Here is a 23,171-nt window from a genome sequence, read left to right as displayed (position 1 = left end):
GGTCACGACTCATCGGGGCAAGGGAGCGACTGGCGCGGTGCCAACCATCCTCATTACAGCACTCGCCGACGTGGGCATCGCTGCTTCTGGGTTCGTGAGCCCCTCTCTGGTCGTTCCCGGCGCGGCCGCAGCGCTCGGCGGTCTCGCTGCAGGTGCGGTGGCGGTTCGCTGCGCTCGGCGTGCCTTCGGCGTGCACGTTCCCCACGTGGCTGTGGCGGTGGCGTGCGTCGGTGTCGCGCTGGCATTGGCGCTGCGTCTGGGATCGAGCGTGTTCCTGGCCCCGCTGCTGGTGTTCGGCTGGGCAGGAGTGGCTATTTCGAGCATTGACCTGCGCACGCACCTGATCCCGACGCGCCTGCTGCGCGTAGCGACGGCTGTGGCCGTGCCGCTGCTGTGCGCCGCAGCGGTGGTCGACGCGGGACCGGCGGCGGCGTTGGGAACCACCGGATCGGCAGCGGTGGGCGGTGCTGGCGCCTGGCTGATCATGCATCTGGTGTGGATGGCTGCACGAGGCGGCCTCGGCTACGGGGATGTGCGCCTTGCCGGCTACCTGGGCCTGCATCTGGGGCTGGCCGGCTTCACGGCAGTGCTGACCGGATTGCTGGCGGGCTTTGCGATTGCATCGGCGACCGGGGTGGTCGGCATCGTGGCGCTCGGCCGCGAGACCGATCACCGGTTCGCGCTCGGTCCGTCGCTGGTCGCTGGCGCGCTGGCGGTCATCTGGTGGATCGGGCCGACGGCACTGGGGGCGTGACGGGCACTTCCTTTCAGGCGTCGGTCCTTCGGGTGTTCGTCCTTCAGGCGCCCCTCCTTCAGGCGTCCGTCCTGCCGTCGTCCGTTCCGGCAGGCGTCCGCACGAGCATCGGTACCCTCGCATCCGATGTCACCGATCATCCGAGTCGACGTGCCGCTGGGGGATCGCTCCTACCCCGTGCTGGTCGGCGCCGGTGCGCGTCACGAATTGGGTGCGGTGCTGCCGGCGGGCGCGCAACGAGCGGCGGTGGTCACCCAGCCGGGCATTGACGTCGGCGTCGATCCAGGTGTTCCGTTCGAGACTTTCGTCATTCCCGACGGCGAGCAAGCCAAAGAGCTGGCCACCATTGGGAAGCTGTGCAGCGGATTCGCCCGTTTCGGCCTGACGCGGCGCGATGTCGTCGTCGGCGTCGGCGGCGGCGTCGTCACCGATGTCGCCGGTTTCGCAGCCGCGGTGTACCACCGCGGCGTCGCAGTGGTGCATGTCGCCACGACACTGCTCGGACAGATCGACGCCGCGGTGGGCGGCAAGACCGGCGTCAACCTCGCCGAAGGCAAGAACCTGGTCGGCTCGTTCTGGCAGCCCGCAGCGGTGCTGTGCGACACCGACACCCTTGCGACCCTTCCGCCGCGAGAGCTGCGAGCCGGCTTGGGCGAGCTTGCGAAGTACCACTTCTTGGGAGGCGACGAGCTGGCCGCAGAGCGTTTCGGCGGCGAGTCGCTGGACGCCCTGCCGCTGGCGGAACGCGTGGCCGCGTGCGTGGCGATCAAGGCCGACGTCGTTGCCGCTGACGAGACAGAGGGCGGCCGCCGCGCACTGCTCAACTACGGCCACACGCTGGCCCATGCCCTCGAGATCGCCGGGCGCTTCGACCTCCGTCACGGTGAGGCCGTCGCCATCGGCCTTCGCTATGCCGCACTGGTGGCGCGGCTCGCCGACCGCATCGACGACGATCGAGTCGCGGAGCACCAACGTGTGCTTGATGCCTACGAGCTGGGCTCGCAGCTTCCGAAAGGCGTCGACCACGACGAGATCATCGAGCTGTTCGGCCGCGACAAGAAAGCCACCGACGGCATCACCTTCGTGCTCGACGGCCCCCGCGGCCTCGAAGTCGTGCCTGGCGTGAGCCCCGACCTGTTGCGCACTGCGCTCGAACGGATGTGAGCGCCGACATGCCTCGCCACGTCCTGCTGCTGCTGTCAGGCCCGAACCTCAACCTGTTGGGCACCCGCCAGCCTGAGATCTACGGCACCGACACCCTGCAGGATCATGTCGATGCGGCACGGCGCGCAGCGATCGAGCGCGACTGGGACCTCGAGCATCGCCAGAGCAACCATGAAGGCGACCTCGTCGATGCCGTGCACGCCGCCATCGGCCGTGTCGAGGCAATCGTGATCAACCCGGGCGCGCTCACCCATTACGGATGGTCGCTTCACGACGCCCTCGCGGCGTTCGGCGGCCCGATCGTGGAACTGCACCTCTCCGAACCACGCAAGCGCGAGCGGTGGCGTCACCTGTCGGTGGTCGAGCCGCTGGCCAGCGCACGTGTTGCCGGCGAGGGCGGCGCGGGCTATCCGCGTGCAGTGGCGCTTGCCATCGAAGCAGCGACCGGGGCGGGGTCCGCCGCAGGCTGAATCGCGCCTGTACCGTCACCGGGTTCCGATCCAGCGAGCCTGGCACGACGAGGTTGACCCAAAGAGGTAGATCCAGAGAGGTAGATCCAGAGAGGTAGATATGGCCATCTCCACTGCTGACTTCCGCAACGGCATGACCCTCGACCTCGACGACGGGCTGTTCCAGCTGACCGAGTTCCAGCACGTAAAGCCCGGCAAGGGCGGCGCTTTCGTGCGTACCACCCTGCGCAACGTGCGCACGGGCGCCACCGTTGAGCGCACCTTCCGGGCCGGCGAGCGCATGGAGCGCGCCGTCATCGACCATCGCGAGATGCAGTACCTGTACGCCGACGGCGACGACCTGGTGTTCATGGACACCACCGACTACGAGCAGCTGACGGTCAGCCGTGCGGGTGCGGGAACTGCGCCCAATTTCCTGGTGGAGGGCGAGATGGCCACCGTGGTGCGCTACGGCGACGAGGTTCTGGGTGTCGAGCTGCCCGCGTCGGTGGCACTTGAGGTCGCCGACACCGACCCAGGCCTACAGGGCGACCGCGTCTCTGGAGCACGCAAGGCCGCCACGATGTCGACGGGCCTGGTGGTGCAGGTGCCGCTGTTCATCGAGATTGGCGAGCGGTTGAAGGTCGACACCCGCAGCGGCGACTACATCGAGCGCGCCCGCGGCTGACCGCCGACGGGATCGCTTGCCACACACTGGCCACTGCCATGAGCCGCCGCCGCGATCCGTTCGGTGCCCCCGATGAGCCCACACGACGTCGTGAGGCGCGCGAGCGCTCGGTGGAGCTGCTCTATGAGGCCGAGATGAAGTCGTGCGACGTGGCCGACGTTCTCGCCGATCAGGTCACCGAGCTCGATCCGTTCACCGTCGGGCTCGTCACCGGCATTGCCACCCAGCGCGACGAGCTGTCAGCGCGGCTGGGTGAGCTGCTGAACGAGGGCTGGACCGTGAACCGGCTCGGCACCTGCGACCGGATCATCCTGCTGCAGGGTCTGCTCGAGCTCGAACGCGGCGCTGCCCCGGTGGCCGTGGTCATCAATGAGGCCATCGAGCTGGCTCATCGCTGGGGCGCCACCGACCGCAGTCCGGCGCTCATTAACGGCGTTCTCGCCGCAGCTGTCGAGACTCGCTGAGCGCCGACAGGCACTGAGCCTGCGAGAGATCAACACATGCGCGCCTGCGTCGGAGACTGAAACATATTGAAAATAATTGGAATATAATAAGCGCCGCGCCTAGAACTCGCGACGGCCCGGTGGCGACAGTCTCGAGACAGCGAGGCGGCCTCCGTGCTCTCGTCCCTCGGGAGTCTCGCGATGGCATCAGTCCTGCGTCGAATGGTGACCTTCGGCGGTTGTGCCCGTCCAGTTGTCGCTGCGTTGGCGCTGCTTTGCGCAGCGTGCACCTCAACGGACGCGGAGCACATCGAGCCAATCACTACCAGGGCTGGCGGTGCGGTGACCGCGACGGATGCACCTGACGATGTCTCCGTTGCAGGACAGGCTGTCGCGCAACCGCGACCGGTCATCGCCGATGGCGGAACATTTCCGGTCTCGCAGGCACAGGTGCCGACGCTCACGCTTGCTGACGCAGTAGGGATCGGCGGCGGCCGTTTCTGGGTTTCGTGGCCGTCGTATCCCCCCTTAGCAGCAGACGGCGCGCCATCGGTTCGAGGCTCGCAATCCGCGCTCCTCGATGACATCGGGCGCGGCTACCGGCACATCGTGGCTCAGCGCTCCCAATGGGATTCCGAGATGCCGCCCTACACGGCCGAAGCCAGCGCAGCGTTCGCTGACGGCAGACGTGTCGCTCGGCGTCGCGCCGGCACCGAGACGGCGTGGGAGCTGATCGTGGACCCCAGCGGTCTCGACTACGAGACGCGCATTGCCCAAGACCAGACCGCTGCCTACGACCACGTTTCGCTGTGCCCGCCACATCCGACCGCCGAGGCACTGGGTGTCGGCATCGGCGACAGTGCGGTCGAACGAGGCCAAGCAGCGACGGTCATCGAGGCGTTCATCTTGGGGATGCGCTCTCCGGGGGGCCGACCGGTGCACTCGTGGGGCACGACGGCCAATGACGTGGCACAGATGCTCGTGTACAGCCCGGGCGAGCCGATGGAACTGGGCACTGGCGGCCACAGCCTGACTGACCGCGGCTACTTCGGCGGCGACTGGTCTTCGGAAGCGAAGCAGTGGCTGATGCGCCGCGCAGCCCAGGGTGCGGTGACCGACTCGCTTGTCGGTCACGCCGTCGTCAGCACCGGTCCGCAATCGATCTGGGAGGCGTGCAGCGACCTCGCCGCGATCGTTCCCGGCGTCTACACCGCGTCGCATCGCACCCGGCAGCTCGAATCGCTGTGGGCGCGCGGTCTGCGTCTGCAATTCACATCACCGCCGCCCGAACGGGCCTGGGTCGCCGACATCAGCGCTGCGGGCCATGCGCTGGCGGTCGTTTGCCACCAAGCGGGCCGATCCCACCTCGTTGATGCGTCGACGAGCGAACGGCTTGACGCAGGCGAGGACCAATCGGCGCACGTCGAGGCGATGTGGCTCACCTGGTCGCGGCTCAGCTATCGCGTTCTCGACAACGCCCTGTTCGAAGGCGACTGCGACAGCGATGCATTCCGCAGCGCTGTCGAGTGGATCCGCGACGCCAAAGCGGAGCACGCGGCCTCGGTGGATTGGAGCCAGCCGCATGCGTGGGCGTCGGGCGTCCGAAATCAGTGGGTGGTCGTGCGCGAGTGGGTCGAGGTGCCTCAGGCCGAAGCATGGCGTGCTCACCGCGACCACAGCTGGCACCTCGAGTTCTGGTGTCGCATCGGCATTCCCGTCGGCGAACTCGTCGACGGCGAGCTGCGACGCCCCGACCTCGAGGCCCACTGCTCGCCGACGCAATGGGCGGCACTGTCTGCGGCTGCGGTTGTCGCACCCGCAGTGACGTCGGAGCTGTCCGCCACCAAGTGGCAGCCCGGCGCCACCTGGCACGAGCGGATGTACCTGTCGCCGTTCAAGTCACTGGAAGAAATCCTCGGCTGTGAACCCGACGCCGCACTCATCGCCGAAGCGCTCGAACGGCCCACCGAGCGTCGGGTCAAGAGGCCGTGGCCGCCGGGCGCGCTCGGCACCGGTGACACCGAGCGGGCCTATCCACGCCCGATGCCGCCGTGTCCCGAGGCGGGCTGGCCGCCCCAGCGCGACAGCTTCTGGTGGCCGCCGGCACCACCGCTTGAGGCGGTATCGCAATGAGCGCCGCCGACGTCCAACCCGACGACGCGACGGTGGTGTGCAGACGTGAACTTCGCAGCATTCGGGCAGCCCTCATGCTGCTCACGGCGATCGCAGGTGTCGTCGCGGTGATTGTCGTCGGCGCGGGCGGCAGCGTCGGTGAGCGGGCTGGCGCGCAGACCGAGGTGTCGCCAGTGCTGAGCTGTCCAGGCTCGATGGTGCTCGATTCACAGAACGGGCAGTGCCGGACGCCCCGTACCGAAACCGTGCTGCGACCGTCGGCCTGCTCATCAGGATCAACGCGAGTACCCGGCCAGTACGGCGGCCACGAGTGTCAGCGGCGCGTCCAGTCCCAGCGCAATACGGGCCGCACCCGGCAGGTGTACAGCCACACCGCATACGACGCGGTTTGGGTGCCGACCGGCACCGAGCGCCGCCAAACCGGCACGAGTCGGGTATGGATGCCGCCGAGAACGGTGACCGAACCGCTCGTTCCCCCGGTCCGAGTGCAGGTCGGCACCGAACGACGATGCGATTTCGACGTCCTCTCGGGCCAGCACTTCAACTGCCGAAACGTGCCGGTCTATGGGTGGCAGGGGTTTCACACCGTCACGGTGCCCGGCTACTGGGACGAAGAACCCGTGTACAGCCAGGTCGAGACCGGCTATTTCGACCGCGTTCCAACCATCCATTACACAACGGAGCCCGTCTACGAGACGGTGGTGGAGTGGCAGACCACGTCACCGTCCGTTGGTCCTTGCGCGGTCGGTTGGCAGCCGGCGGGCAGCCAATGTCAGCGAACGGTGCTGGGTGAGCCCTCGGCTGCCCCCCATCAGAGCTGTCCGAGAGGTTCGACGCCGCGTTACGGCGACGGCTTCGGAGGCGGGGGACCCTCAGTGCTGTTGTGCGAGTCGGGCCAGCCCGGCACCAATCTCGACAATGGAGTCGATCAAGACCGCAGCGGTGGCCCGATGACAAGTCCTGACGGTGGGACCCGACCTCTGCATCACCTCGCGGGCGAGAGCGACGAGCGGCTCGCCGAGTTGGGCATTCACCGCTGCGCCGACGGATTGCTGTCGTACGTGGCGTGCAGCGAGCTGCCCGGACGAGAGTGGGACAGCGACTCTGATGTGTGCGACGAAATCGAAGGCACTGTGTACCGGCCCGACCACGGCGGCAGCTGTGTCACCGCCAACGACCTGCTCAACAAGTGCACAACGCCAGGCGATTGTGAGACGACCACCATCCGCACGTACTGCCCCGCCATCGGTGAGCTTGTGCACACCGAGATTCAAGAGCATGTCCATCCACACCGTGGCACCGAGACCTATCGGGTGTGCATCTTCGAGTGCGCCAACTTCGGCACGTTGCCGTCGTATGTCCAGCTTCGGATCGACGGCTCCAACGACTACGCCTGCCGACCGTCGCCGCAGCCGGAGCCCGACGAGGACGAGGATCCGGACCTCGACGACGAGGACGACAACCGCCGGCCCGATGACGACAACATCGAGCCCGGCGACCGCAGGCCAGATGGCGGATCAATTGGCGGGCCTCCGGGAGAAACCGGACCCTCGGACCCAGATCCGGAGCCGGGCGATCCCACTTCTCCGCTCGACGAGCCATCCGATCCTGACTGCGATGTCGTGCCACCCGAAACGGACGCGCGCGTCTCTGCGGGTGACTTGGTGTGGGCATCATTCGTCCGCGCCGCATCCGATGTGCTCAGCTCGCAACAGCACATGCCTGGCGAAGGTCGGTTCCTGCAGGTGGCGCCAGGCCGCGGTTGGGTCGAGGCTCATGGTTCGCTGGAAGTTGCAGCGGCCGACTGCAGTTGGGTTGCCACCCGCATTCGGGTGATCTGGTCGGAGTTGCGGCCATGGGTGCCGGCTGAGCGGCAGCTGATGTTTGCGACCGCGAGCACACGGCATCTGGTGAATCGCTGGGATGAACTGGACCTCGATCAGCAGCAGCTCGTCCGCCAATGGCACCAGCCCGGTGCTTCCCCGCACGTCGTCGAGTGCACAACGCCCCAAGCTCGGCGAGCCGGCGGTTCGACATCGTGTGGGTGGTTGCTTCGCAATCCGGCGGCGTTCGAATGGCACGCGCACCTCTGCTTCGAGCAAGCGTCTCCGGCACCGCCCGCAGGAGGATCCGTCGTCCACCCCCGCAGTGCCGACGATTGCTGGGTCAACGTTGCGACCGGCGTTGACTGGATCCGCTCTGCGGGCGATTACGCCGACGGGCGCCTGACGGTCGCGACGAGTGGTCCCGCCCGATGAGCATGGCGCCACAGTTCGGCTACCCGACCGAAGAGCAGCAACCTGTCGCACGCCACGTCGCGCGTCCCGGTGTCGAGCCATGGCGGTTGGCAGCGGCCGGCGCAATCGTCGGTGTCGTGGTGCTCGCCGTGTGGCTCTGGGGTCGCCCAGACGCTGAGCCGCCTCGCGCACTGGTTGCTGTGACCGCCGAAGCCTGGATTGCAGGTCAGCCACCGGGCTCGTTCGAAGTCGTGAATGTGTCGGCTGAGCTGGCGACGCGGCTGGTCGAACCGGATGCCATCGCCGATCGGGTCGTGGCGCACGATGTGCCCGCTGGGACGTTCGTTTCCCCGGCGTTGCTCACGTCAGCCGAACGTGTCACCGGAGCGATGACGGCGATGCGATTTGGCGTGGACGCCTCGGCCTGGCCGTCACCTGGTCCCCGGGCGGGCAGCAATGCCGTCGTGTCGACAGTGAAAGGCGGCTGTGCGATCGGGGTGACGACGCTGCTCGACGGCGACGACGACAGCATTGTGATCCGCGTCGACGCCGATGAGGCCGCTCGCTTGGCCGCGGCGGCGCAGTCCGACGGTCTTGTGGTCTGGCCAGCACCTCCCGACGGATGGCCGGAGTGTCGCAAGCGGGTCGGAGCCGTCGGATTTCCCTCGCCGTTTGCAGCCGAGGCGGAGACGTCACTTCCGGTCCATTCATCCGCAGGAGCCGGGTGATGCTGCTCGTGATCTGCGATGAGGCCGTCGGAGCACACGTTCAGGCACAGTGTGTCGAGGCGCTGCGTAGCGGACTGGAAACCGCAGCTGGGCCTGTCACGCTCGTGGCAGATGCCGCGGACGTGCCAGCGGCCGCAGCGTCGGGCGGTCCGTCGGTGGTCTGGTTGCCGCGCAGCACTGAAGGAACCGTCATTGAGACCGCAGCGGCGTCCGCAGCCGAAATCTTGCTGCTGCTGGAGGTCGCTGCGGGGGTCGGTCAGCCGTTCGGCGCTCGCGGGGCGCATGCTGCCGCTGGGTGGAGGTTTGTCGCGGCATTCACCGCCCCGTGCATCGCGGTGTGGCTCTGTGCTTCTGGCCGAGGTCGACCTGACCCAGCCGGCGAGCTCGCGGCAGCACTTGGCGCCCATCGCACGGTGCGGATCAGACAACCCGGCAGCCGCCAGGCGCGCCGCCAGATGCAGCGGCTCGGACGCGCCCTAGTGACCGCAGCCTGCGCGCCGCAGCGCCTTGATCGATCCGATGGCGTCGTGCGTCGCCGCAAGGCAGCTGGAGCAGCAACTGATTCGCTGCAGGAATTGCTGTCTGAGCCTGGCGTGGAGGAGTTTCAGATTCGCGGCGGCGAGGCCATGATCGTGCAGCATGCCGGTGGGCGTGTGGAACGACGGCCGTCTCCGTTTGCGGCGGATGAGGATCTCATCGAGGCCGTGCGATTCCTGGCGGCGTACTCGGGCGACCGCCCTCAGCGCTTCGACGAGTTGGACCCGCGGCTCGACGTGCGGGTCGGGGACCGATGGCGCCTTCACGCCGAAGCATTTGTGACAAGCCCGCCAAACGTGGTGCTCCGGTCAAATCTGGCGGGTCGGATGCAGCTCGCGGATCTCGGGTTCGTCTCGCCCGAACTTGGAGGCGTGCTGATCGAGGCCATCGCGGGTCGCACTCGAGCGAACGTCGTTGTTGCTGCCGCGATGGGGGACGGCAAGACGACACTCTGCCAAGCGCTGCTCGCAGCAGTTCCTGATCACGAACGCATCGACACGATTGAAGACACCCCCGAACTGCGCCTGCACCAATATGGAATCCACCCGAACACCTATGAGCGTCTGACACGCGATCCGAATCAGGACGGCCATGGTCGGCACTCGATGGCTGACCACATCCGCGATGCAAAGCGGGCGAATGCCGGCAAGCTCGTCGTGGGCGAGATACGAGGCGATGGCTGTGAGGCCCTCCTTGATGCCATGTCGTCGGGGCTCGATGGCTGTTTGGTGACGTTGCACTCCCAAGCCGGCAAGGGCGTGTTGGAAAAGCTCGTGGCCTATGCCTGTTCGGAGGGTGCTGAGCCCGGCTACGCGCGGCGACAGATCGCAGCGGCGGTGGATCTGTGTGTGTGGATGGGCCGCAACACCGATGGGCAACGCGTCGTCGCCGACGTGACTCAGCTCACGGGCATCGATGAGGTGACTGGTGTCATCTCAACCGCATGCCTGTGGGCGCTTAACTCGGGTGAGCGTTGGGCCACACCGGTCGGTAATCCAGTTGGACGCGTCGCCAGCGTCTACTCCTCAGCTGGACTGCGGGTCGACGGGAGCGCGCAACCGGACGTGCCGACGCTGTTCTCGCTCATCGTTGACACACCTGCTGCCAACGCGGAGTCGCTCACGGCTCAACCAAGCGGGCTTGCTGCGGTGTCGGCACTCGCTGATCAAGAGCCGCAGCGGCGGGCGCAAGTACTCGCATCCACACCCGCCGCAGCAAAGCAACCGAAGGGTCCCGTTGCCGGTGCCTCGCAGCGTGCCGAAACCCTGCATGCGGCGCCCGCGGCGCCCGACGAGGCCTGCATCCCGCCAGCGACTGCGCCGATGTTCGATCCCTTGACCCAGGACGCGACATCACCGGGTGAGGCCTTGTGGGATCCCGGGCCGCTCGTGCCGATTGATGATGCGCCGCCGTACGAGCCTTTGGTGCCTGAGTCGTGGCCGCGGGGCGCCAACTGCGCCGATGTGGGCGTCCGCGCCGCGCCAGAGCGCCGTTCAGCGCGTCGGAGCGGGCATGAATTCGGCGGCAGTGCTTCGGTGGATTCGGTGCCGTGCTGAACACCGTGGCGTTGGCTGCTGCGGGTGCCAGCGGCGCCCTTTGGGTTCTCTGGGGGCGCGCGCCGGATCGACGGCGATCCGCTGCCGCCACGCCCCGGTGGCCCTGGGGCCTCGCGCTCGGTTCAGCCCTCGCCGCCGGCGTCATCGCTGGTCGCACGGCGGGTGTCGTCGCGGGCACCGTGGTGGCGATCTGTTCGTGGTGCGCGGCGGCTGTGCCCACAAGTCGTCGACGCGTGCATGCGGCCGAATCGGCAGCGCAGTTTGCGGCGATCCTGGCGAATCAGGCGCAGGTGTCACGAACAGTCGTGGACGCGCTGGAAACAGCTGCACCGCTCGCGACCGGTCCGATGGCGCGTGCCGCCGCGAACCTCGTGTCCGAATGCCGCAGCGTGGGCGTCGAGACCGCAGCCGGGAATTTCGCCGCAACTGCCGAAACACCGGCGGCAGAGTGGCTCGCTGATGTCGTCGCAGTCGCAGCGGCGAGCGGCGGTCAGTGGGCACCGATCCTGGGGGTGCTTGAGGCCGAGGCAGCTGAGACTGCCGCGACAACGCGTCGCTTTCACCGCCAGGTGGCCGCAAATCTGCCGCAACTCGCGCTCGCGACGGCCCTTGGTGCTGCTGTCGTGGTCGGTGCTGCGATCTCAAACCCCGATGCCTGGGCATGGCTGACAGGTCCCCAAGGTGAGAGCGTCAGCATCGCTGCGGCGGTGCTGGCTCTTGTCATCTGCGCCCGCCCGCTCAGCGCTGCCTGGGAAGCGCTGCGATGAGCCTGTCCCTGCCGGCAGCTGGATCGGTTGCGCTGTGGATAGCGGTCGCGGTGGGCGCTGCAACGGCGATGCGCATGCTCGCAGGCTCGCAGCGGCAGCAACGAGACCGCCGCCACTTGGCCGCGTTGGGTTGGAGCCCACAACGGCTGTCGAGCCTCAACGTTGCGGTGACGGGATGTGTCGTGGCGATCGCTGCGTTCGGCGGCATACGGCTCGGCAATACTGAATTCTCGAGTAGCGCAGCCTCATTGCCGCCGGCTCTGCTTGCCGCAGTGATCGTGCCCCCGCTGGTGCCCGGCGTTGTCGCCAGCGTTGTGCTCGCAGGTCAACGCCGCCGGCTCGATGCTGCCGTGCTGCTGTGGCTTCGCCGCATTCGCCTCTTCGTAGCTGCCGGACGACCGATCAGCGCGGCGGTGCTCGATGCAGCCGAACGCGTCAGCGACCCCGCCTTCGCGCCTGCCGCAGGGGCAATCAATGCTGCGGTCATCGGCGGGCATGACCCGCTCGCAGCTGTCGCAGACCAGCTCGGGGACTCACCGACCGCCGCGCTGTTGGGCACGGTGGATGCCGCCGAGCGATCCGGTGCCGCAGCGTCCGAATTGCTTGACCGGGTCCTTGATCGAGTCGTGCGATCTGTTGACGATCGACGCCGCGGGGCCATTGACCGACTTGGCCGCGGCGTCGGAGCCTCCGCCTCGATGCTCGCTGTGCTGGCTTCCGCGGTGGTCATGGTCACGGTCGTCATGACGCTGCCGTCGCTGTGAGGGCATCGAACCGAACGCCGCACTGCATCGAATTCCCAAACCCGAGCGCCCGCGACAGCGGGCAAGGAGCACACCCATGGACTCACCGGTCACCAAACTCATGTTCATCGCCGCTGCCGTGGCAGCCGCGGCCCTCGTCGTGGCCGTCATGTGGACGACTCTGGGTAAGAACGCCCCGCAGACGGACGACACCGTCAAGTACGACAAGATCGAATCGAAGAACCTGTGCGACGCCGTGGGCGGCACGTGGGGCGGCACTCCGGCTGCATGCACCGGATGACATCCGCATCGTTCAGCCTCGATTGGCAAACCGCTAGGTCGATGGTGCGCCATGGACAGCTCGATCTCGCTCTTACGCCTGTACGCCGTGCTGGCGGTGTTCTTGGCGCTCGCTGCCTCGGTGTTCGTCGGTCAAGTCGGCGCGGCAGCCGCGCAGGGTGCCGCAGACGCAGCCGCTGTCGCCGTGGCAGATCTGGTGTCCCCGGATTGGGATTGCACTCAGGCCGGCTTGCCTGCCGATGCCGAGGCCATTGCGGCCGAGGTCGCCGTCGACCGCATCTCGCAGCTTGCAGCCGTGCTGCCCACGGCGCTCGACGTGCGAGCCGATGAGACCTGCTCAGTCATCGTGTCGCTGCGTGTTGAGACCCAGGGCTGGCTCGGCGCGCGAACAGCGCTCGGGGTGGCGTGTCGACGCCCAGCGGGCATCGCTGGACCAGTACTGCGCGCTCCGGTCGCGCCAACCTGTTGACCTCGTTCGGGGCGTGAGCTGTGGATGAGTCCGTCGGGATGCTGAGCGTGGTCGGCGTTCTGGTGCTGGGCATTTGGCTCGTCGACTACTCCGGCGACGCCTCGCGAGCGTCGGCCGGTGTACGCGCGGCGAGTGTGGAGGCAGCCCACTACGCCGCCAGCGCGTTGGCCTCCCCGCCCTCGGGTACCACGAGTGCTGAGTTGTCGGGGCTGGCGACCGAGGTCGCAGGTCGCGTGGTCGGCGCCGCCGCCATCGGCGACTGCGACACCACTGACCAACGATTCAACGTCGAGGCCACGGTTCACCAGCTTCAGGGAGTCGGCGGGCCTGCTGGGGTGTCGGTGGAGGTGACCTGCCCGCTGAGCGTTTCGTCGCTCTTCTCTGACATCGTCACCACTCGGGTCGCTGTGCCCGTTCCCGAGCTCCCGACGCGCTCGCCGTGAGCGCACCGATACTCGCTCTGGCACTCGCGGCCATGTGCGCGGCCTTCAGCGCCGCCGTCTCCGACACCGCCTTCGCCATCGCTCATCGGAACGAAGCGGCTGACGAAGCCCGACGCGTCGCCACGCTCACGCTTGACGGCTGCGCGCTCGGCGACGGCGCAACCCGCCGGTGCGCAGCACCCCCAACCTGCACGAAGCCCGGGTGCTCGGTGTGCTGGCGAGACGGTGCCTTGCGGGCCGATGTGTCGGTGGAATGGTCGCCGCTGCTGCTGCGGGGCCTGACTCCTGCGTCCGGCCGTCATGCACTCAGCCTCGCTGCGTTGGACGTAGCCGATCTTGCCGGATCGACACTGCCGGCCTGCATCTGATCTCCGTCGCTCGAAGACGCGCCGATGAGCCCAGTAGCGCGCGCCGATCTCGGACCTTCCCGCGCTAGCGTGCGTGTCTGACCGTGAAGCGGGTCCTGTGAGGCTCGTACGGACAGGAAGGACCTGCGCGTGGCAGACCGCGAGCGACGCATGACGCCCCCCTACGGGGGCGTTTTCGTTGCTAGGTCGACCGTTCTCGATGCCAGCGGGGTCCACCGGGCGCTCACCCGTGTCAGCCACGAGATCATCGAGCGCAACCAAGGCCTCGACAACGTCGTGGTCGTGGGGCTGCAGACCGGCGGCGTGCACATCGCGCTGCGGCTGGTGCGCCTGTTGTTCGAGATCGACGGCACCGACGTGCCGTTCGGGACGCTCGACGTCGCTATGCACCGAGACGACATCGGCCTGCGCCCCGTCATGGCCGAAGCCGTCACCGACATCCCCTTCGACTTGAGCGGCACCACCGTCGTGCTCGTCGACGATGTGCTGTTCACCGGTCGCACGATTCGCGCCGCGCTCGACGCCCTCAACGACTTCGGCCGCCCGCGTGCCGTGCAGCTGGCCGTCGTGATCGATCGCGGGCACCGCGAGCTGCCCATCCGCCCCGACTTTGTCGGCAAGAACCTGCCGACGAGCCGCGAGGAAATGGTGGACGTGAACCTCGAAGGCGTGCTGCTGGGGGAGATGCGCAAGTGAGCGGGCACCTGCTGACCCTGGGCGAGCTGGGAACCCGTGGCATCAGTGAACTGCTCGCACTCACCGATCGGTTCGTCGAGGTGGGCCAACGGCCGATCCCCAGGGTTCCCGCCCTGCGAGGCCGCACCGTGGCGACGCTGTTCTTCGAAGATTCCACCCGCACGCGGCTCGCCTTCGAGACGGCCGCCAAGCGGCTCTCGGCCGACGTGATCACGTTTGCCGCAGGATCGTCGTCGCTCAGCAAGGGCGAATCGCTGCGCGACACGTTCGAGACCGTGCAAGCCATGGGCATCGACGCTGCCGTGGTGCGCCATCACAGCGCCGGCGTGCCTGCTCAGATCGCACGCTGGGCCCACGACGGCGTCTCGATCCTGAACGGCGGCGATGGCTGGCACGCCCACCCCACCCAGGGCCTGCAGGACGCCTACACGCTGTGGCGCCACTTCTGCCCTGCGCCCGACGGTCCGCCCGCGTCCGAGCCGCTCGACGCGCCGAGCCTGTCCGGTCGCCGCATCGGCATCATCGGCGACATCGTCCACAGCCGCGTCGCCCGCAGCGACATCGAGGCCTACACCGCCCTGGGCGCCTCGGTCACGCTGATCGCACCGCCAACGCTGCTGCCCGCCTGCTCGCGTGAGTGGATCGACGGCTGGCTCGAGCCCGACGCAGCCAAGCGTGTCGAGATCACCGACTCATTCGACGACGTGCTCGGCGAACTCGACGTCGTGGGCCTGTTGCGCTGCCAGCGCGAGCGGATGGTGAACGGGCTGATCGGCTCGGTTCCTGAGTACGTGGCCCGCTACGGCCTCACGGCGCAGCGAGCGCAGCGGCTGCATCCAGACGCCGTCATCACCCACCCGGGTCCGATGAACCGCGGCATCGAGATCGCAGGCGCCGTATTCGAAGACCTCGCCGACGCCAGAGTGCTCGTCACCCAGCAGGTGTCCCACGGCATCGCAACCCGCATGGCGGTGCTGTTCCGCCTCATCGGCTCGGGCGCCGCGTTGCCAGGAGACGGCCTTGCCTGAGTCCGAGCCGTCGCCTATGCCAGGCGCCAGGGTTGCCAACGCCGCCATGCCGCTGGTCATCGCCGGCGGCGACATCCTCGACCGCTCGGGGCGACGCCGAGCAGATGTGGTCGTGCGGGACGGCCGGATCGAGACCATCGAGACGCCGTCAGAGCCGGATGCCGCGGCGAGGGTGATCGATGCCACCGGCTGCGTCGTCACTTCGGGGTTCGTGGACCTGTTTGCGCGCCTCGGCGAGCCCGGCAACGAAGAAGCCGAGACCATCGCCACCGGCAGCGCCGCAGCTGCGCTCGGCGGCTTCACTGCCGTCGTCGCACAGCCCGACACCGAACCGCCGCTCGACCGCTCGGGCGAGCTGGCCGAGCTGCGCCGCAACGCCGCAGCCGCTCGATGCCACATCGTTCCGGCTGCCACGATCTCCGCCGAGCGCGCCGGCACGCGCCTGTCGCCGATGGCCGAGCTGGCCGACGCAGGTGTGGCCTGGTTCACCGATGTCGGCCCGCTTGGCGACGCTGGCTTGCTGCGCCGCGCTCTGCAGTACGTGGGGCCGCTGGGAGGCACAGTGTCAGTGCGTCCGTCGACCTCGGATCTCGGCGGCGACGCCGCGATGGCCGAAGGTGCGGTGTCCGCACGCATGGGAGTAGCGGGCGAACCGTCCGCTTCAGAGGAGCTGGCGGCCGCCACGGCGATCGGTGTCGCACGGCTCACCCGAGGCCGACTGCACCTCGACCGGATCAGCGCCGCCCGAACCGTCGAGCTCGTGCGCGCCGCAAAGGCCGACGGCCTGAACATCACCGCGTCGGTCACGGCCGAGCACCTGTTCTTCATCGACGCTGACGCCGACACCTACGACCCGCTCATGCGCGCCGAACCGCCGTACCGCACCGCCGCCGACCGCGAAGCGCTCGTCGCCGGCGTGGTCGATCGCACCATCGACGCGGTGGTGAGCGGCCACTCCCCGGTGCCGCCGCAGGCCAAGGACCTGCCCTTCGACGAGGCTCCGCCCGGCATTGCTGCGCTCGAGACCTGCGCCGCGCTCGTGCTCGGCCACCCCGACATCAGCCTCGATGCAGCACTCGATGCGCTGGCGTGGCGCCCGGCGGAGCTGGCACGGGCCATGCACCTGGGCGGCGCAGCGGTGGCGCCCGACTCGCCAGCGAATCTTGTCGTGCTCGATCTGGATCGGCCCTGGACGCTGCGCGAGCGCGGCTCGGCCTCGATGGCTCGCAATACCCCGCACCGCGACCGACCGATGAGCGCCATGGTGCGTGCCACCGTCCTGGAAGGCCGCGAGGTCGTCGCCGACGGCGAGTTGTGCCCGGCGGCCGAGAACGGAATTCGCCCATGACCCCAAGGAGCTCGATGACGCCGTCAGCGGCAAAGTCGCCGATCCCGAACGACCGCAGCCCAACCCCCGGCTGCCTCGTGCTCAGCGACGGCACCACGTTTGAAGGCGAGATGATCGGTGCACCCACCGAGATCGCGTCGGGCGAGGTGGTCTTCAACACCGTCATGACTGGATATCAGGAGGTGATCACCGACCCCTCCTACGCCGGGCAGATCATCTCGTTCACTTACCCCCACATCGGCAACTACGGGACCGCCGCCGCGGATGCCGAATCGCGCCGGCCGTTCTGCCGCGGCGTGGTCATCCGCGACCTCGCCCGACGTCGCTCCAACTGGCGCTCCGAGGGCGATCTCGACAGCTACCTCGCCTCGCACGGCATCGCCGGCATCGCCGGGGTGGACACGCGCCGGCTCACCCGGCACGTCCGAAACTACGGCGCGATGCCCGGCGCGTTCGGTCCCACACCGAACGACGCCTCGCTCGGGCGGCTCCGCGCTGCCGCGAGCGCCGAGCCGGGAACGTCCGGCGTCGATCTCGTCGCAGAGGTCACCACGTCGGAGCCGTACACGGTCGGCGACGGGCCATGGCGCGTCGTGGCCTACGACCTCGGAATCAAGCGCGCCATCACCACGAACCTCGCACGAATCGCCACCGTCGAGGTCGTGCCGGCCGGCACGTCCGCGGCCGATGTGCTGGCCCGCGAGCCCCACGGCGTCTTCCTCTCCAACGGCCCCGGCGATCCCCAGATGTCCGGCACTGTCACCACGGCGTTGGCCGACCTGCTCGGCACAGTTCCCGTCTTCGGCATCTGCTTGGGCCAACAAGTGCTCGGCCTGGCTCTCGGGGGACGCTCGTACAAACTGCGGTTCGGACACCACGGCGGCAATGTGCCCGTGCGTGACGAGGACAGCGGGCGCATCGAGATCACCAGCCAGAACCACAACTTCGCCATCGAGTCCGGCTCGGTGCCCGGCGTGCGTGAGACGCACTTCTGCTTGAACGACGGCGCGCTGGAGGGCTTCGCCTGCAAAGACGTGCCCGCCTTCGCGGTGCAGTACCACCCCGAAGCCAGTCCCGGCCCGCATGACTCGCGTCACCTCTTCGACCGTTTTGCCGACCTGATGTCGTCGTACTGGGGCACGACGCCCGCCAGCGGCCCCAGGGCGCCGAGCGCCAACTCCGGAGCGCGCTGATGGGCCGTCGCGAGGACATCAGCTCGATCCTCATCATCGGCTCGGGGCCGATCGTCATCGGCCAGGCGTGCGAGTTCGACTACTCGGGAACCCAGGCGTGCCGGGTGCTTCGTGAAGAGGGTTACCGGGTGATCCTGGCCAACTCCAATCCGGCCACGATCATGACCGACCCCGAGTTCGCCGACGCCACCTACGTCGAGCCGCTGGATGCGTCGGTGCTCGAGGCGATCATCGCCCGCGAGAGGCCCGACGCCCTGCTGCCGACCCTCGGTGGGCAGACCGCGCTGAATCTCGCGACCGAGCTGAGCAACAGCGGCGTGCTCGACCGGTACTCAGTCGAGATGATCGGCGCGTCCGAGCAGGCCATCAACACCGCCGAGGACCGCGGCCTCTTCCGCCAGGCAATGACCGAGATCGGCCTGGTGTGCGCTCGCTCGGCGATCGCCCACACGATGGACGAAGCGCTCGATGCGGTCGCCGACATCGGCCTGCCGGTCATCATCCGGCCCGCATACATCCTCGGCGGCGAGGGCACCGGCTTCGCTACCACACCCGACGAATTCGAATTGGCCGCCGCCGCGGGGCTCGACGCAAGCCCGATCAGCGAAATTCTCATCGAACAGTCGGTCCGGGGCTGGAAAGAGTTCGAGCTCGAGGTCATGCGCGACCGCGCCGACAACTGCGTGGTGATCTGCTCGATCGAGAATTTCGACGCCATGGGCGTGCACACCGGGGACTCCATCACGGTGGCCCCCACGCAGACGCTGTCCGACGTCGAGTACCAGACGATGCGTGATGCCGCATTCGCGTGCATCCGGCGCATCGGCGTGGAGACCGGCGGCTCGAATGTGCAATTCGCGGTGAACCCTGAGACCGGTGAGCAGATCATCATCGAGATGAATCCGCGCGTCAGCCGCAGCTCGGCGCTGGCTTCGAAGGCCACCGGCTTTCCGATCGCCAAGATCGCCGCTCGCCTCGCAGTTGGATACAAGCTCGACGAGATCCGTAACGACATCACCGGCGAGACTCCCGCCAGCTTCGAGCCGACCATCGACTACGTCGTGACGAAGATCCCGCGCTGGGCCTTCGAGAAGCTGCCCGGCTCCTCGGGCGTGCTGGGGCCGCAGATGCAGTCGGTCGGCGAGGTGATGTCCATCGGGCGAACGTTCCCCGAGAGTTTGCAGAAGGCGCTTCGCAGCCTCGAGCAGGGCCGGTTTGGCCTCAATGCTGACGCCGGCGAGATCCAGTACGCCGAGCGCTCCGACGACGAGCTGCTGGGCCAGATCGCTGTCCCGACGCCCGAGCGAGTCTTCGAGATGGCCGAGCTGCTGCGTCGCGGCACAGTCCCCGATGCATTGAGCGCAGCAACTGGGATCGACCCCTGGTTCGTGGACCAGATGCTCGCGGTGATAGAGGAACGCCACGCGCTCGAAGCCGTCGATGGGCCCCCGGCGATGGACCGTCGGGCCTGGCGGCGCGCCAAGCAGCTCGGCTTCGCGGATGCGCAGCTGGCCTGGCTGTGGGGCGTGGCGCCCTCCGACGTACGCGCGGCACGGCTGCATGCCGGCGTGCGCCCCACCTTCAAGACCGTCGACACGTGTGCCGCCGAATTCGACGCTCACACGCCGTACCACTACTCCACCTACGAGGACGAGGACGAGATACGTCCGGGCACCCGGCCTCGCATGGTCATCCTGGGCTCGGGTCCGAACCGGATCGGCCAAGGTATCGAGTTCGACTACTGCTGCGTGCACGCCAGCTTCGCCCTGCGTGAGGCCGGATATGAGACCGTGATGGTGAACTGCAACCCCGAGACGGTGTCCACTGACTACGACACGTCCGACCGCCTCTACTTCGAGCCGCTCACCTCCGAGGACGTGCTGAACATCATCGAAGCCGAAGACCCGGTGGGCGTCATCGTGAGCCTCGGTGGCCAGACACCCCTCAAGTTGGCTTCCGAGCTCCCCGCCGAGCTGGTGTGCGGCACTCCGGCCGATTCCATCGACTTGGCCGAGGACCGCGAACGATGGAACGCGCTCTGCACGCAGCTCGACATCCCGCAGCCCCCCGGAGGCACCGCTGCGGGCCCGGATGAAGCCGCTGCGATCTGCGACGAGATCGGCTTCCCCGCGCTCGTTCGCCCCAGTTACGTGCTTGGCGGCCGGGCGATGACCGTGGTGTACGACCACGACGAGCTGGCGCGCACCATGGACGAGCTGGCGACGTTCTCGTCGCTGGGCCGAGAGGGCGGGCTGTCGGCGGAGCGGCCGGTGCTCGTGGACCAGTTCCTCGAGGACGCCATCGAAGTGGACGTGGACTCGCTTCGGGATCGCACCGGGCAGTGGATGCTGGGCGGGATCATGGAACACGTCGAGCAGGCCGGCGTGCACTCCGGCGACAGCGCATGCGCGATCCCGCCGCAGAGCCTCAGCGCCGAGGTCCAGCAGGTCATCGTGTCGCACACCCGGCGGCTGGCCACCGCACTCGGAGTGGTTGGGCTGCTCAACGTGCAATTCGCCGTCAAGGCCGGCGATGTTTTCGTCATCGAAGCCAATCCCCGGGCATCGCGCACGGTGCCGTTCGTGGCCAAGGCCACCGGCGTACAGCTCGCCAAAGCCGCCGCACGGGTGATGGCGGGGGAAACCCTCGACGAGCTGGAGGCCGCCGGGGTGCTGCCCCGGTGGGCCCGAATGGGGCAGCTTCCCCACGGCATGCCGCTCGATGGCGATCTCGCGGACGCAGCGGCGTCGGATGCCGCGACCTCGGGTGCGGGCGCCAATGGCCACCGCGCTGTGGTTCCGGGCCACGTTGCTGTCAAGGAGGCCGTGCTGCCGTTCGGCCGCTTTCCCACGGTGGACACGGTGCTGGGCCCTGAGATGCGTTCCACCGGCGAGGTGATGGGCATCGACACCACGTTCGGCCTGGCCTTCGCGAAGAGCCAGATCGCTGCGGGCGACAGGCTGCCGTCGGGTGGAACGGTGTTGTTGACGCTGGCCGATCGGGACAAGGCCGCGGGCACGGAAGCGGCACAGATCCTCGCCGATCTCGGTTTCGAGATCGCTGCCACATCGGGCACCGCCGCGTACTTGCGGTCCGCCGGTGTGCCAGTAGGCGTCGAGGTTGCAAAGCTGTCGAGTGACGGCGGGGAGACCTCGCCCGGCGAGGATGCCACCCAGCTCATCGCCGCCGGTCGCGTGGACCTCGTCGTCAACACCCCGCGCGGGCGCGGCGCCCAGCTCGACGGGCGTCACATCCGAGCCGCCGCTCGCGCTCACCACGTTCCATGCCTGACGACTGTGGCTGCGGCACGCGCCGCCGCGGGGGGCCTGCGGGAATGGCTGGCAAGCGATCTGCGGGTGCGCCCACTGCAGGAGTTCCACGCTGACCTCGCCGAGTCATTCGGCCAGAGCCCTCGTCATGGCTGAGACCGTCGCGCCGGTTGACCTCTCCGTACGCATCGGCAGCGTCGAACTGCCCAACCCGGTGATGACTGCATCGGGCACTGCGGGGTACGGCACTGAACTTGGCGCCTATATGGACCTGTCCGAGCTGGGCGCGCTGGTGACGAAATCTCTGTCGTCGTTTCCGTGGTCGGGCAATCCGGCGCCGCGCGTCGTGAGCGCGCCGGCTGGGATGCTCAACGCTGTCGGACTGCAGAATCCCGGAGTCGAGTCGTGGCTCGAGCGGGAGCTGCCGAGCGTGCTGCGAACCGGGGCGCGTGTGGTGGCGAGCATCTGGGGCCGCACGGTGGCCGAGTACGCCTCGGCTGCCAGCGCACTTGCCGGAGCGGGCATCACCGCGCTCGAGGTGAACGTGAGCTGCCCGAACCTCGAAGGCCGCGGCGAGATGTTCGCATGCGATCCTGCCGCGACGGCCGATGTCCTTGGTGCCGCGGCGGCGGCGGGCGTGCCGCTATGGGCGAAGCTCACCCCCAACGTCACCGACATCACCGAGATCGCTGCTGCAGCGCTGGGGGCGGGCGCGGAGGCGCTGACGCTCACCAACACGGTGCTTGGCATGTCGATCGACCCCGACACGGCTCTGCCCAGTCTTGGCAACGGAGGCGGCGGCTTGTCAGGACCCGCCATCCGGCCTGTCGTGGTGAGGGCCATCTACGACGTGCGCGCTGCGCTCGGCGACGTGCCGATCGTGGGAGTGGGCGGCATCGCCACGGGCTCGCACGCAGTCGAGCTGATGGCAGCGGGGGCTTGCGCGGTGCAAGTCGGCACGGCGTCGTTCTATGACCCTCGAGCGCCAATCAACGTGCTGTGCGAACTACGCGACTGGTGCTTGGGGCGCGGCATTGCCACCGCAGCCGAACTGACCGCACGCGCCCACCACACACACGAGACCCACCGCATCACCGAGACGGGACACCGCTGATGCCATCACGAGCTTGCGAACTTGCCCCACTGCGGGCCGCGAACGCTGCACGGGACCGACTCGTGCTCGCGCTCGATGTCGCCGATCCGGCCGCCGCTGTGGAGTTGGCGCAGGCGATGAAGCCGAGCTTCGGCGTAATGAAAGTGGGTCTCGAGCTCTTCATCGCGGGCGGCCCCGACATCGTCACCGACGTCCTGGCTACCGGGTGCCGTGTCTTTCTCGATCTCAAGTTGCACGACATTCCCAACACCGTGGAGCGAGCAGCAAAGCGCGCCGGCGCGTTGGGTGTTTCGTTTCTCACGATTCACACGCAGGGCGGCGCCGACATGCTCGCAGCGGGCGCTCGTGGCCTCACCGCGGGCGCAGCCGATGGCCCCCGCACGCCGTCGGCGCCGACGGTGCTCGGCGTCACGGTGCTCACCTCCGATCGCGATGCCCCCGAAGGCGTTCTCGCAGAGCGTGCTGCGATGGCGAAGCGGGCTGGCTGCGGCGGCGTCATCTGCGCGGCAGCGGACCTCGGCGTCGTCAGCAACGCTGCGCCGGGGCTGCTGCGAGTTGTGCCCGGAATCCGACCCGCCGGCGTAGCGGCAATGGACCAGGGTCGCGTCGCCACTCCGTCGGCGGCGCTGTCGGCTGGCGCTGACCTGCTCGTCATTGGTCGGGCGGTGACGGCCGCTTCCGATCCGCTCGCCGCCGCCGCGGCGATCCTCGCCGAGTCTGGCGGGGCGCTGGACGGCGCTTGAC

Annotated in this window: 22 protein-coding genes; all 22 read left to right on the top strand. The window is 68.3% G+C overall.

The genetic code is table 11. From position 1 onward, the window contains the following. Positions 1–37 precede the first annotated feature (37 nt). The 22 genes from ACQY5K_RS07425 to pyrF all read left to right on the top strand — a co-directional run bounded on the left by ACQY5K_RS07425 (position 38) and on the right by pyrF (position 23,170). Complete coding sequence (locus tag ACQY5K_RS07425) at positions 38–754, top strand: prepilin peptidase (protein ID WP_428121563.1); 717 nt, start codon at positions 38–40, stop codon at positions 752–754. A gap of 126 nt (positions 755–880) precedes the next feature. Further along, entirely contained in the window at positions 881–1,918 is a 1,038-nt protein-coding gene (locus ACQY5K_RS07420; protein WP_428121561.1) for a 3-dehydroquinate synthase family protein, read from the top strand. Further along, positions 1,915–2,388 (top strand): type II 3-dehydroquinate dehydratase, encoded by a 474-nt coding sequence (locus ACQY5K_RS07415; RefSeq protein WP_428121559.1) that lies wholly within the window; start codon positions 1,915–1,917, stop codon positions 2,386–2,388. Before ACQY5K_RS07420 ends, ACQY5K_RS07415 begins: the two co-directional genes overlap by 4 nt. Positions 2,389–2,488: 100 nt before the next feature. Beyond that, complete coding sequence (efp, locus tag ACQY5K_RS07410) at positions 2,489–3,055, top strand: elongation factor P (protein WP_428121557.1); 567 nt, start codon at positions 2,489–2,491, stop codon at positions 3,053–3,055. Between the two features lie 38 nt (positions 3,056–3,093). After that, positions 3,094–3,519: a transcription antitermination factor NusB gene (locus ACQY5K_RS07405; protein ID WP_428121554.1), complete on the top strand. Its 426-nt coding sequence runs from the start codon at positions 3,094–3,096 to the stop codon at positions 3,517–3,519. Between the two features lie 321 nt (positions 3,520–3,840). Then, positions 3,841–5,631 (top strand): hypothetical protein, encoded by a 1,791-nt coding sequence (locus ACQY5K_RS07400; protein WP_428121551.1) that lies wholly within the window; start codon positions 3,841–3,843, stop codon positions 5,629–5,631. Further along, the gene (locus ACQY5K_RS07395) at positions 5,628–7,889 is read left to right on the top strand and encodes a hypothetical protein (RefSeq protein ID WP_428121549.1); all 2,262 of its coding nucleotides are present in this window, start codon (positions 5,628–5,630) and stop codon (positions 7,887–7,889) included. The genes ACQY5K_RS07400 and ACQY5K_RS07395 overlap by 4 nt, the downstream gene beginning before the upstream one ends. After that, positions 7,886–8,596 (top strand): hypothetical protein, encoded by a 711-nt coding sequence (locus ACQY5K_RS07390; RefSeq protein ID WP_428121547.1) that lies wholly within the window; start codon positions 7,886–7,888, stop codon positions 8,594–8,596. Before ACQY5K_RS07395 ends, ACQY5K_RS07390 begins: the two co-directional genes overlap by 4 nt. Beyond that, positions 8,596–10,689, top strand: coding sequence for an ATPase, T2SS/T4P/T4SS family (locus ACQY5K_RS07385; protein ID WP_428121545.1), 2,094 nt, complete (start codon positions 8,596–8,598; stop codon positions 10,687–10,689). Before ACQY5K_RS07390 ends, ACQY5K_RS07385 begins: the two co-directional genes overlap by 1 nt. Then, positions 10,683–11,456 carry a hypothetical protein gene (locus tag ACQY5K_RS07380; RefSeq protein WP_428121543.1) on the top strand — a complete coding sequence of 258 codons (774 nt, stop codon included), beginning with the start codon at positions 10,683–10,685 and terminating at the stop codon, positions 11,454–11,456. Before ACQY5K_RS07385 ends, ACQY5K_RS07380 begins: the two co-directional genes overlap by 7 nt. Then, positions 11,453–12,220 carry a type II secretion system F family protein gene (locus ACQY5K_RS07375; RefSeq protein ID WP_428121540.1) on the top strand — a complete coding sequence of 256 codons (768 nt, stop codon included), beginning with the start codon at positions 11,453–11,455 and terminating at the stop codon, positions 12,218–12,220. The genes ACQY5K_RS07380 and ACQY5K_RS07375 overlap by 4 nt, the downstream gene beginning before the upstream one ends. A 76-nt stretch (positions 12,221–12,296) precedes the next feature. Beyond that, a complete protein-coding gene (locus ACQY5K_RS07370; RefSeq protein ID WP_428121538.1) occupies positions 12,297–12,500 on the top strand; it encodes a hypothetical protein in 204 nt (67 codons plus the stop codon). A gap of 51 nt (positions 12,501–12,551) precedes the next feature. Then, positions 12,552–12,968: a hypothetical protein gene (locus tag ACQY5K_RS07365; protein WP_428121535.1), complete on the top strand. Its 417-nt coding sequence runs from the start codon at positions 12,552–12,554 to the stop codon at positions 12,966–12,968. 20 nt (positions 12,969–12,988) lie between these two features. Continuing rightward, complete coding sequence (locus ACQY5K_RS07360) at positions 12,989–13,411, top strand: hypothetical protein (protein WP_428121533.1); 423 nt, start codon at positions 12,989–12,991, stop codon at positions 13,409–13,411. Beyond that, the gene (locus ACQY5K_RS07355; protein WP_428121530.1) at positions 13,408–13,779 is read left to right on the top strand and encodes a hypothetical protein; all 372 of its coding nucleotides are present in this window, start codon (positions 13,408–13,410) and stop codon (positions 13,777–13,779) included. Before ACQY5K_RS07360 ends, ACQY5K_RS07355 begins: the two co-directional genes overlap by 4 nt. Positions 13,780–13,929: 150 nt before the next feature. After that, on the top strand, positions 13,930–14,475 hold the full coding sequence (gene pyrR, locus ACQY5K_RS07350) for a bifunctional pyr operon transcriptional regulator/uracil phosphoribosyltransferase PyrR (protein ID WP_419920890.1): 546 nt from the start codon (positions 13,930–13,932) through the stop codon (positions 14,473–14,475). Further along, the gene (locus tag ACQY5K_RS07345) at positions 14,472–15,503 is read left to right on the top strand and encodes an aspartate carbamoyltransferase catalytic subunit (RefSeq protein ID WP_428121528.1); all 1,032 of its coding nucleotides are present in this window, start codon (positions 14,472–14,474) and stop codon (positions 15,501–15,503) included. Before pyrR ends, ACQY5K_RS07345 begins: the two co-directional genes overlap by 4 nt. A gap of 16 nt (positions 15,504–15,519) precedes the next feature. After that, positions 15,520–16,851, top strand: a complete 1,332-nt coding sequence (locus ACQY5K_RS07340; protein ID WP_428121526.1) for a dihydroorotase — start codon at positions 15,520–15,522, stop codon at positions 16,849–16,851. Between the two features lie 14 nt (positions 16,852–16,865). After that, positions 16,866–18,044 (top strand): glutamine-hydrolyzing carbamoyl-phosphate synthase small subunit, encoded by a 1,179-nt coding sequence (gene carA / locus ACQY5K_RS07335; RefSeq protein ID WP_428121524.1) that lies wholly within the window; start codon positions 16,866–16,868, stop codon positions 18,042–18,044. Beyond that, on the top strand, positions 18,044–21,469 hold the full coding sequence (gene carB / locus ACQY5K_RS07330) for a carbamoyl-phosphate synthase large subunit (RefSeq protein ID WP_428121522.1): 3,426 nt from the start codon (positions 18,044–18,046) through the stop codon (positions 21,467–21,469). Before carA ends, carB begins: the two co-directional genes overlap by 1 nt. Continuing rightward, on the top strand, positions 21,462–22,427 hold the full coding sequence (locus ACQY5K_RS07325; RefSeq protein WP_428121520.1) for a dihydroorotate dehydrogenase: 966 nt from the start codon (positions 21,462–21,464) through the stop codon (positions 22,425–22,427). Before carB ends, ACQY5K_RS07325 begins: the two co-directional genes overlap by 8 nt. After that, positions 22,427–23,170: an orotidine-5'-phosphate decarboxylase gene (gene pyrF, locus ACQY5K_RS07320; RefSeq protein WP_428121519.1), complete on the top strand. Its 744-nt coding sequence runs from the start codon at positions 22,427–22,429 to the stop codon at positions 23,168–23,170. Before ACQY5K_RS07325 ends, pyrF begins: the two co-directional genes overlap by 1 nt. Position 23,171 lies beyond the last annotated feature (1 nt).

This window comes from Candidatus Poriferisodalis sp. (genome assembly GCF_965262965.1).
Taxonomy (GTDB): Bacteria; Actinomycetota; Acidimicrobiia; order Acidimicrobiales; family Poriferisodalaceae; genus Poriferisodalis.
Note: the sequence above shows the minus strand (reverse complement) of the source record. Positions and strands in the feature narration are given on the sequence as shown.

Coding starts and splice junctions, on each gene's coding strand:
- ACQY5K_RS07420 (WP_428121561.1), top strand. CDS start 881: ATGTCACCGATCATCCGAGTCGACGTGCCGCTGGGGGATCGCTCCTAC.
- efp (WP_428121557.1), top strand. CDS start 2,489: ATGGCCATCTCCACTGCTGACTTCCGCAACGGCATGACCCTCGACCTC.
- ACQY5K_RS07405 (WP_428121554.1), top strand. CDS start 3,094: ATGAGCCGCCGCCGCGATCCGTTCGGTGCCCCCGATGAGCCCACACGA.
- ACQY5K_RS07395 (WP_428121549.1), top strand. CDS start 5,628: ATGAGCGCCGCCGACGTCCAACCCGACGACGCGACGGTGGTGTGCAGA.
- ACQY5K_RS07390 (WP_428121547.1), top strand. CDS start 7,886: ATGAGCATGGCGCCACAGTTCGGCTACCCGACCGAAGAGCAGCAACCT.
- ACQY5K_RS07385 (WP_428121545.1), top strand. CDS start 8,596: ATGCTGCTCGTGATCTGCGATGAGGCCGTCGGAGCACACGTTCAGGCA.
- ACQY5K_RS07375 (WP_428121540.1), top strand. CDS start 11,453: ATGAGCCTGTCCCTGCCGGCAGCTGGATCGGTTGCGCTGTGGATAGCG.
- ACQY5K_RS07370 (WP_428121538.1), top strand. CDS start 12,297: ATGGACTCACCGGTCACCAAACTCATGTTCATCGCCGCTGCCGTGGCA.
- ACQY5K_RS07365 (WP_428121535.1), top strand. CDS start 12,552: ATGGACAGCTCGATCTCGCTCTTACGCCTGTACGCCGTGCTGGCGGTG.
- pyrR (WP_419920890.1), top strand. CDS start 13,930: ATGACGCCCCCCTACGGGGGCGTTTTCGTTGCTAGGTCGACCGTTCTC.
- ACQY5K_RS07340 (WP_428121526.1), top strand. CDS start 15,520: ATGCCAGGCGCCAGGGTTGCCAACGCCGCCATGCCGCTGGTCATCGCC.
- carA (WP_428121524.1), top strand. CDS start 16,866: ATGACGCCGTCAGCGGCAAAGTCGCCGATCCCGAACGACCGCAGCCCA.
- carB (WP_428121522.1), top strand. CDS start 18,044: ATGGGCCGTCGCGAGGACATCAGCTCGATCCTCATCATCGGCTCGGGG.
- ACQY5K_RS07325 (WP_428121520.1), top strand. CDS start 21,462: ATGGCTGAGACCGTCGCGCCGGTTGACCTCTCCGTACGCATCGGCAGC.
- pyrF (WP_428121519.1), top strand. CDS start 22,427: ATGCCATCACGAGCTTGCGAACTTGCCCCACTGCGGGCCGCGAACGCT.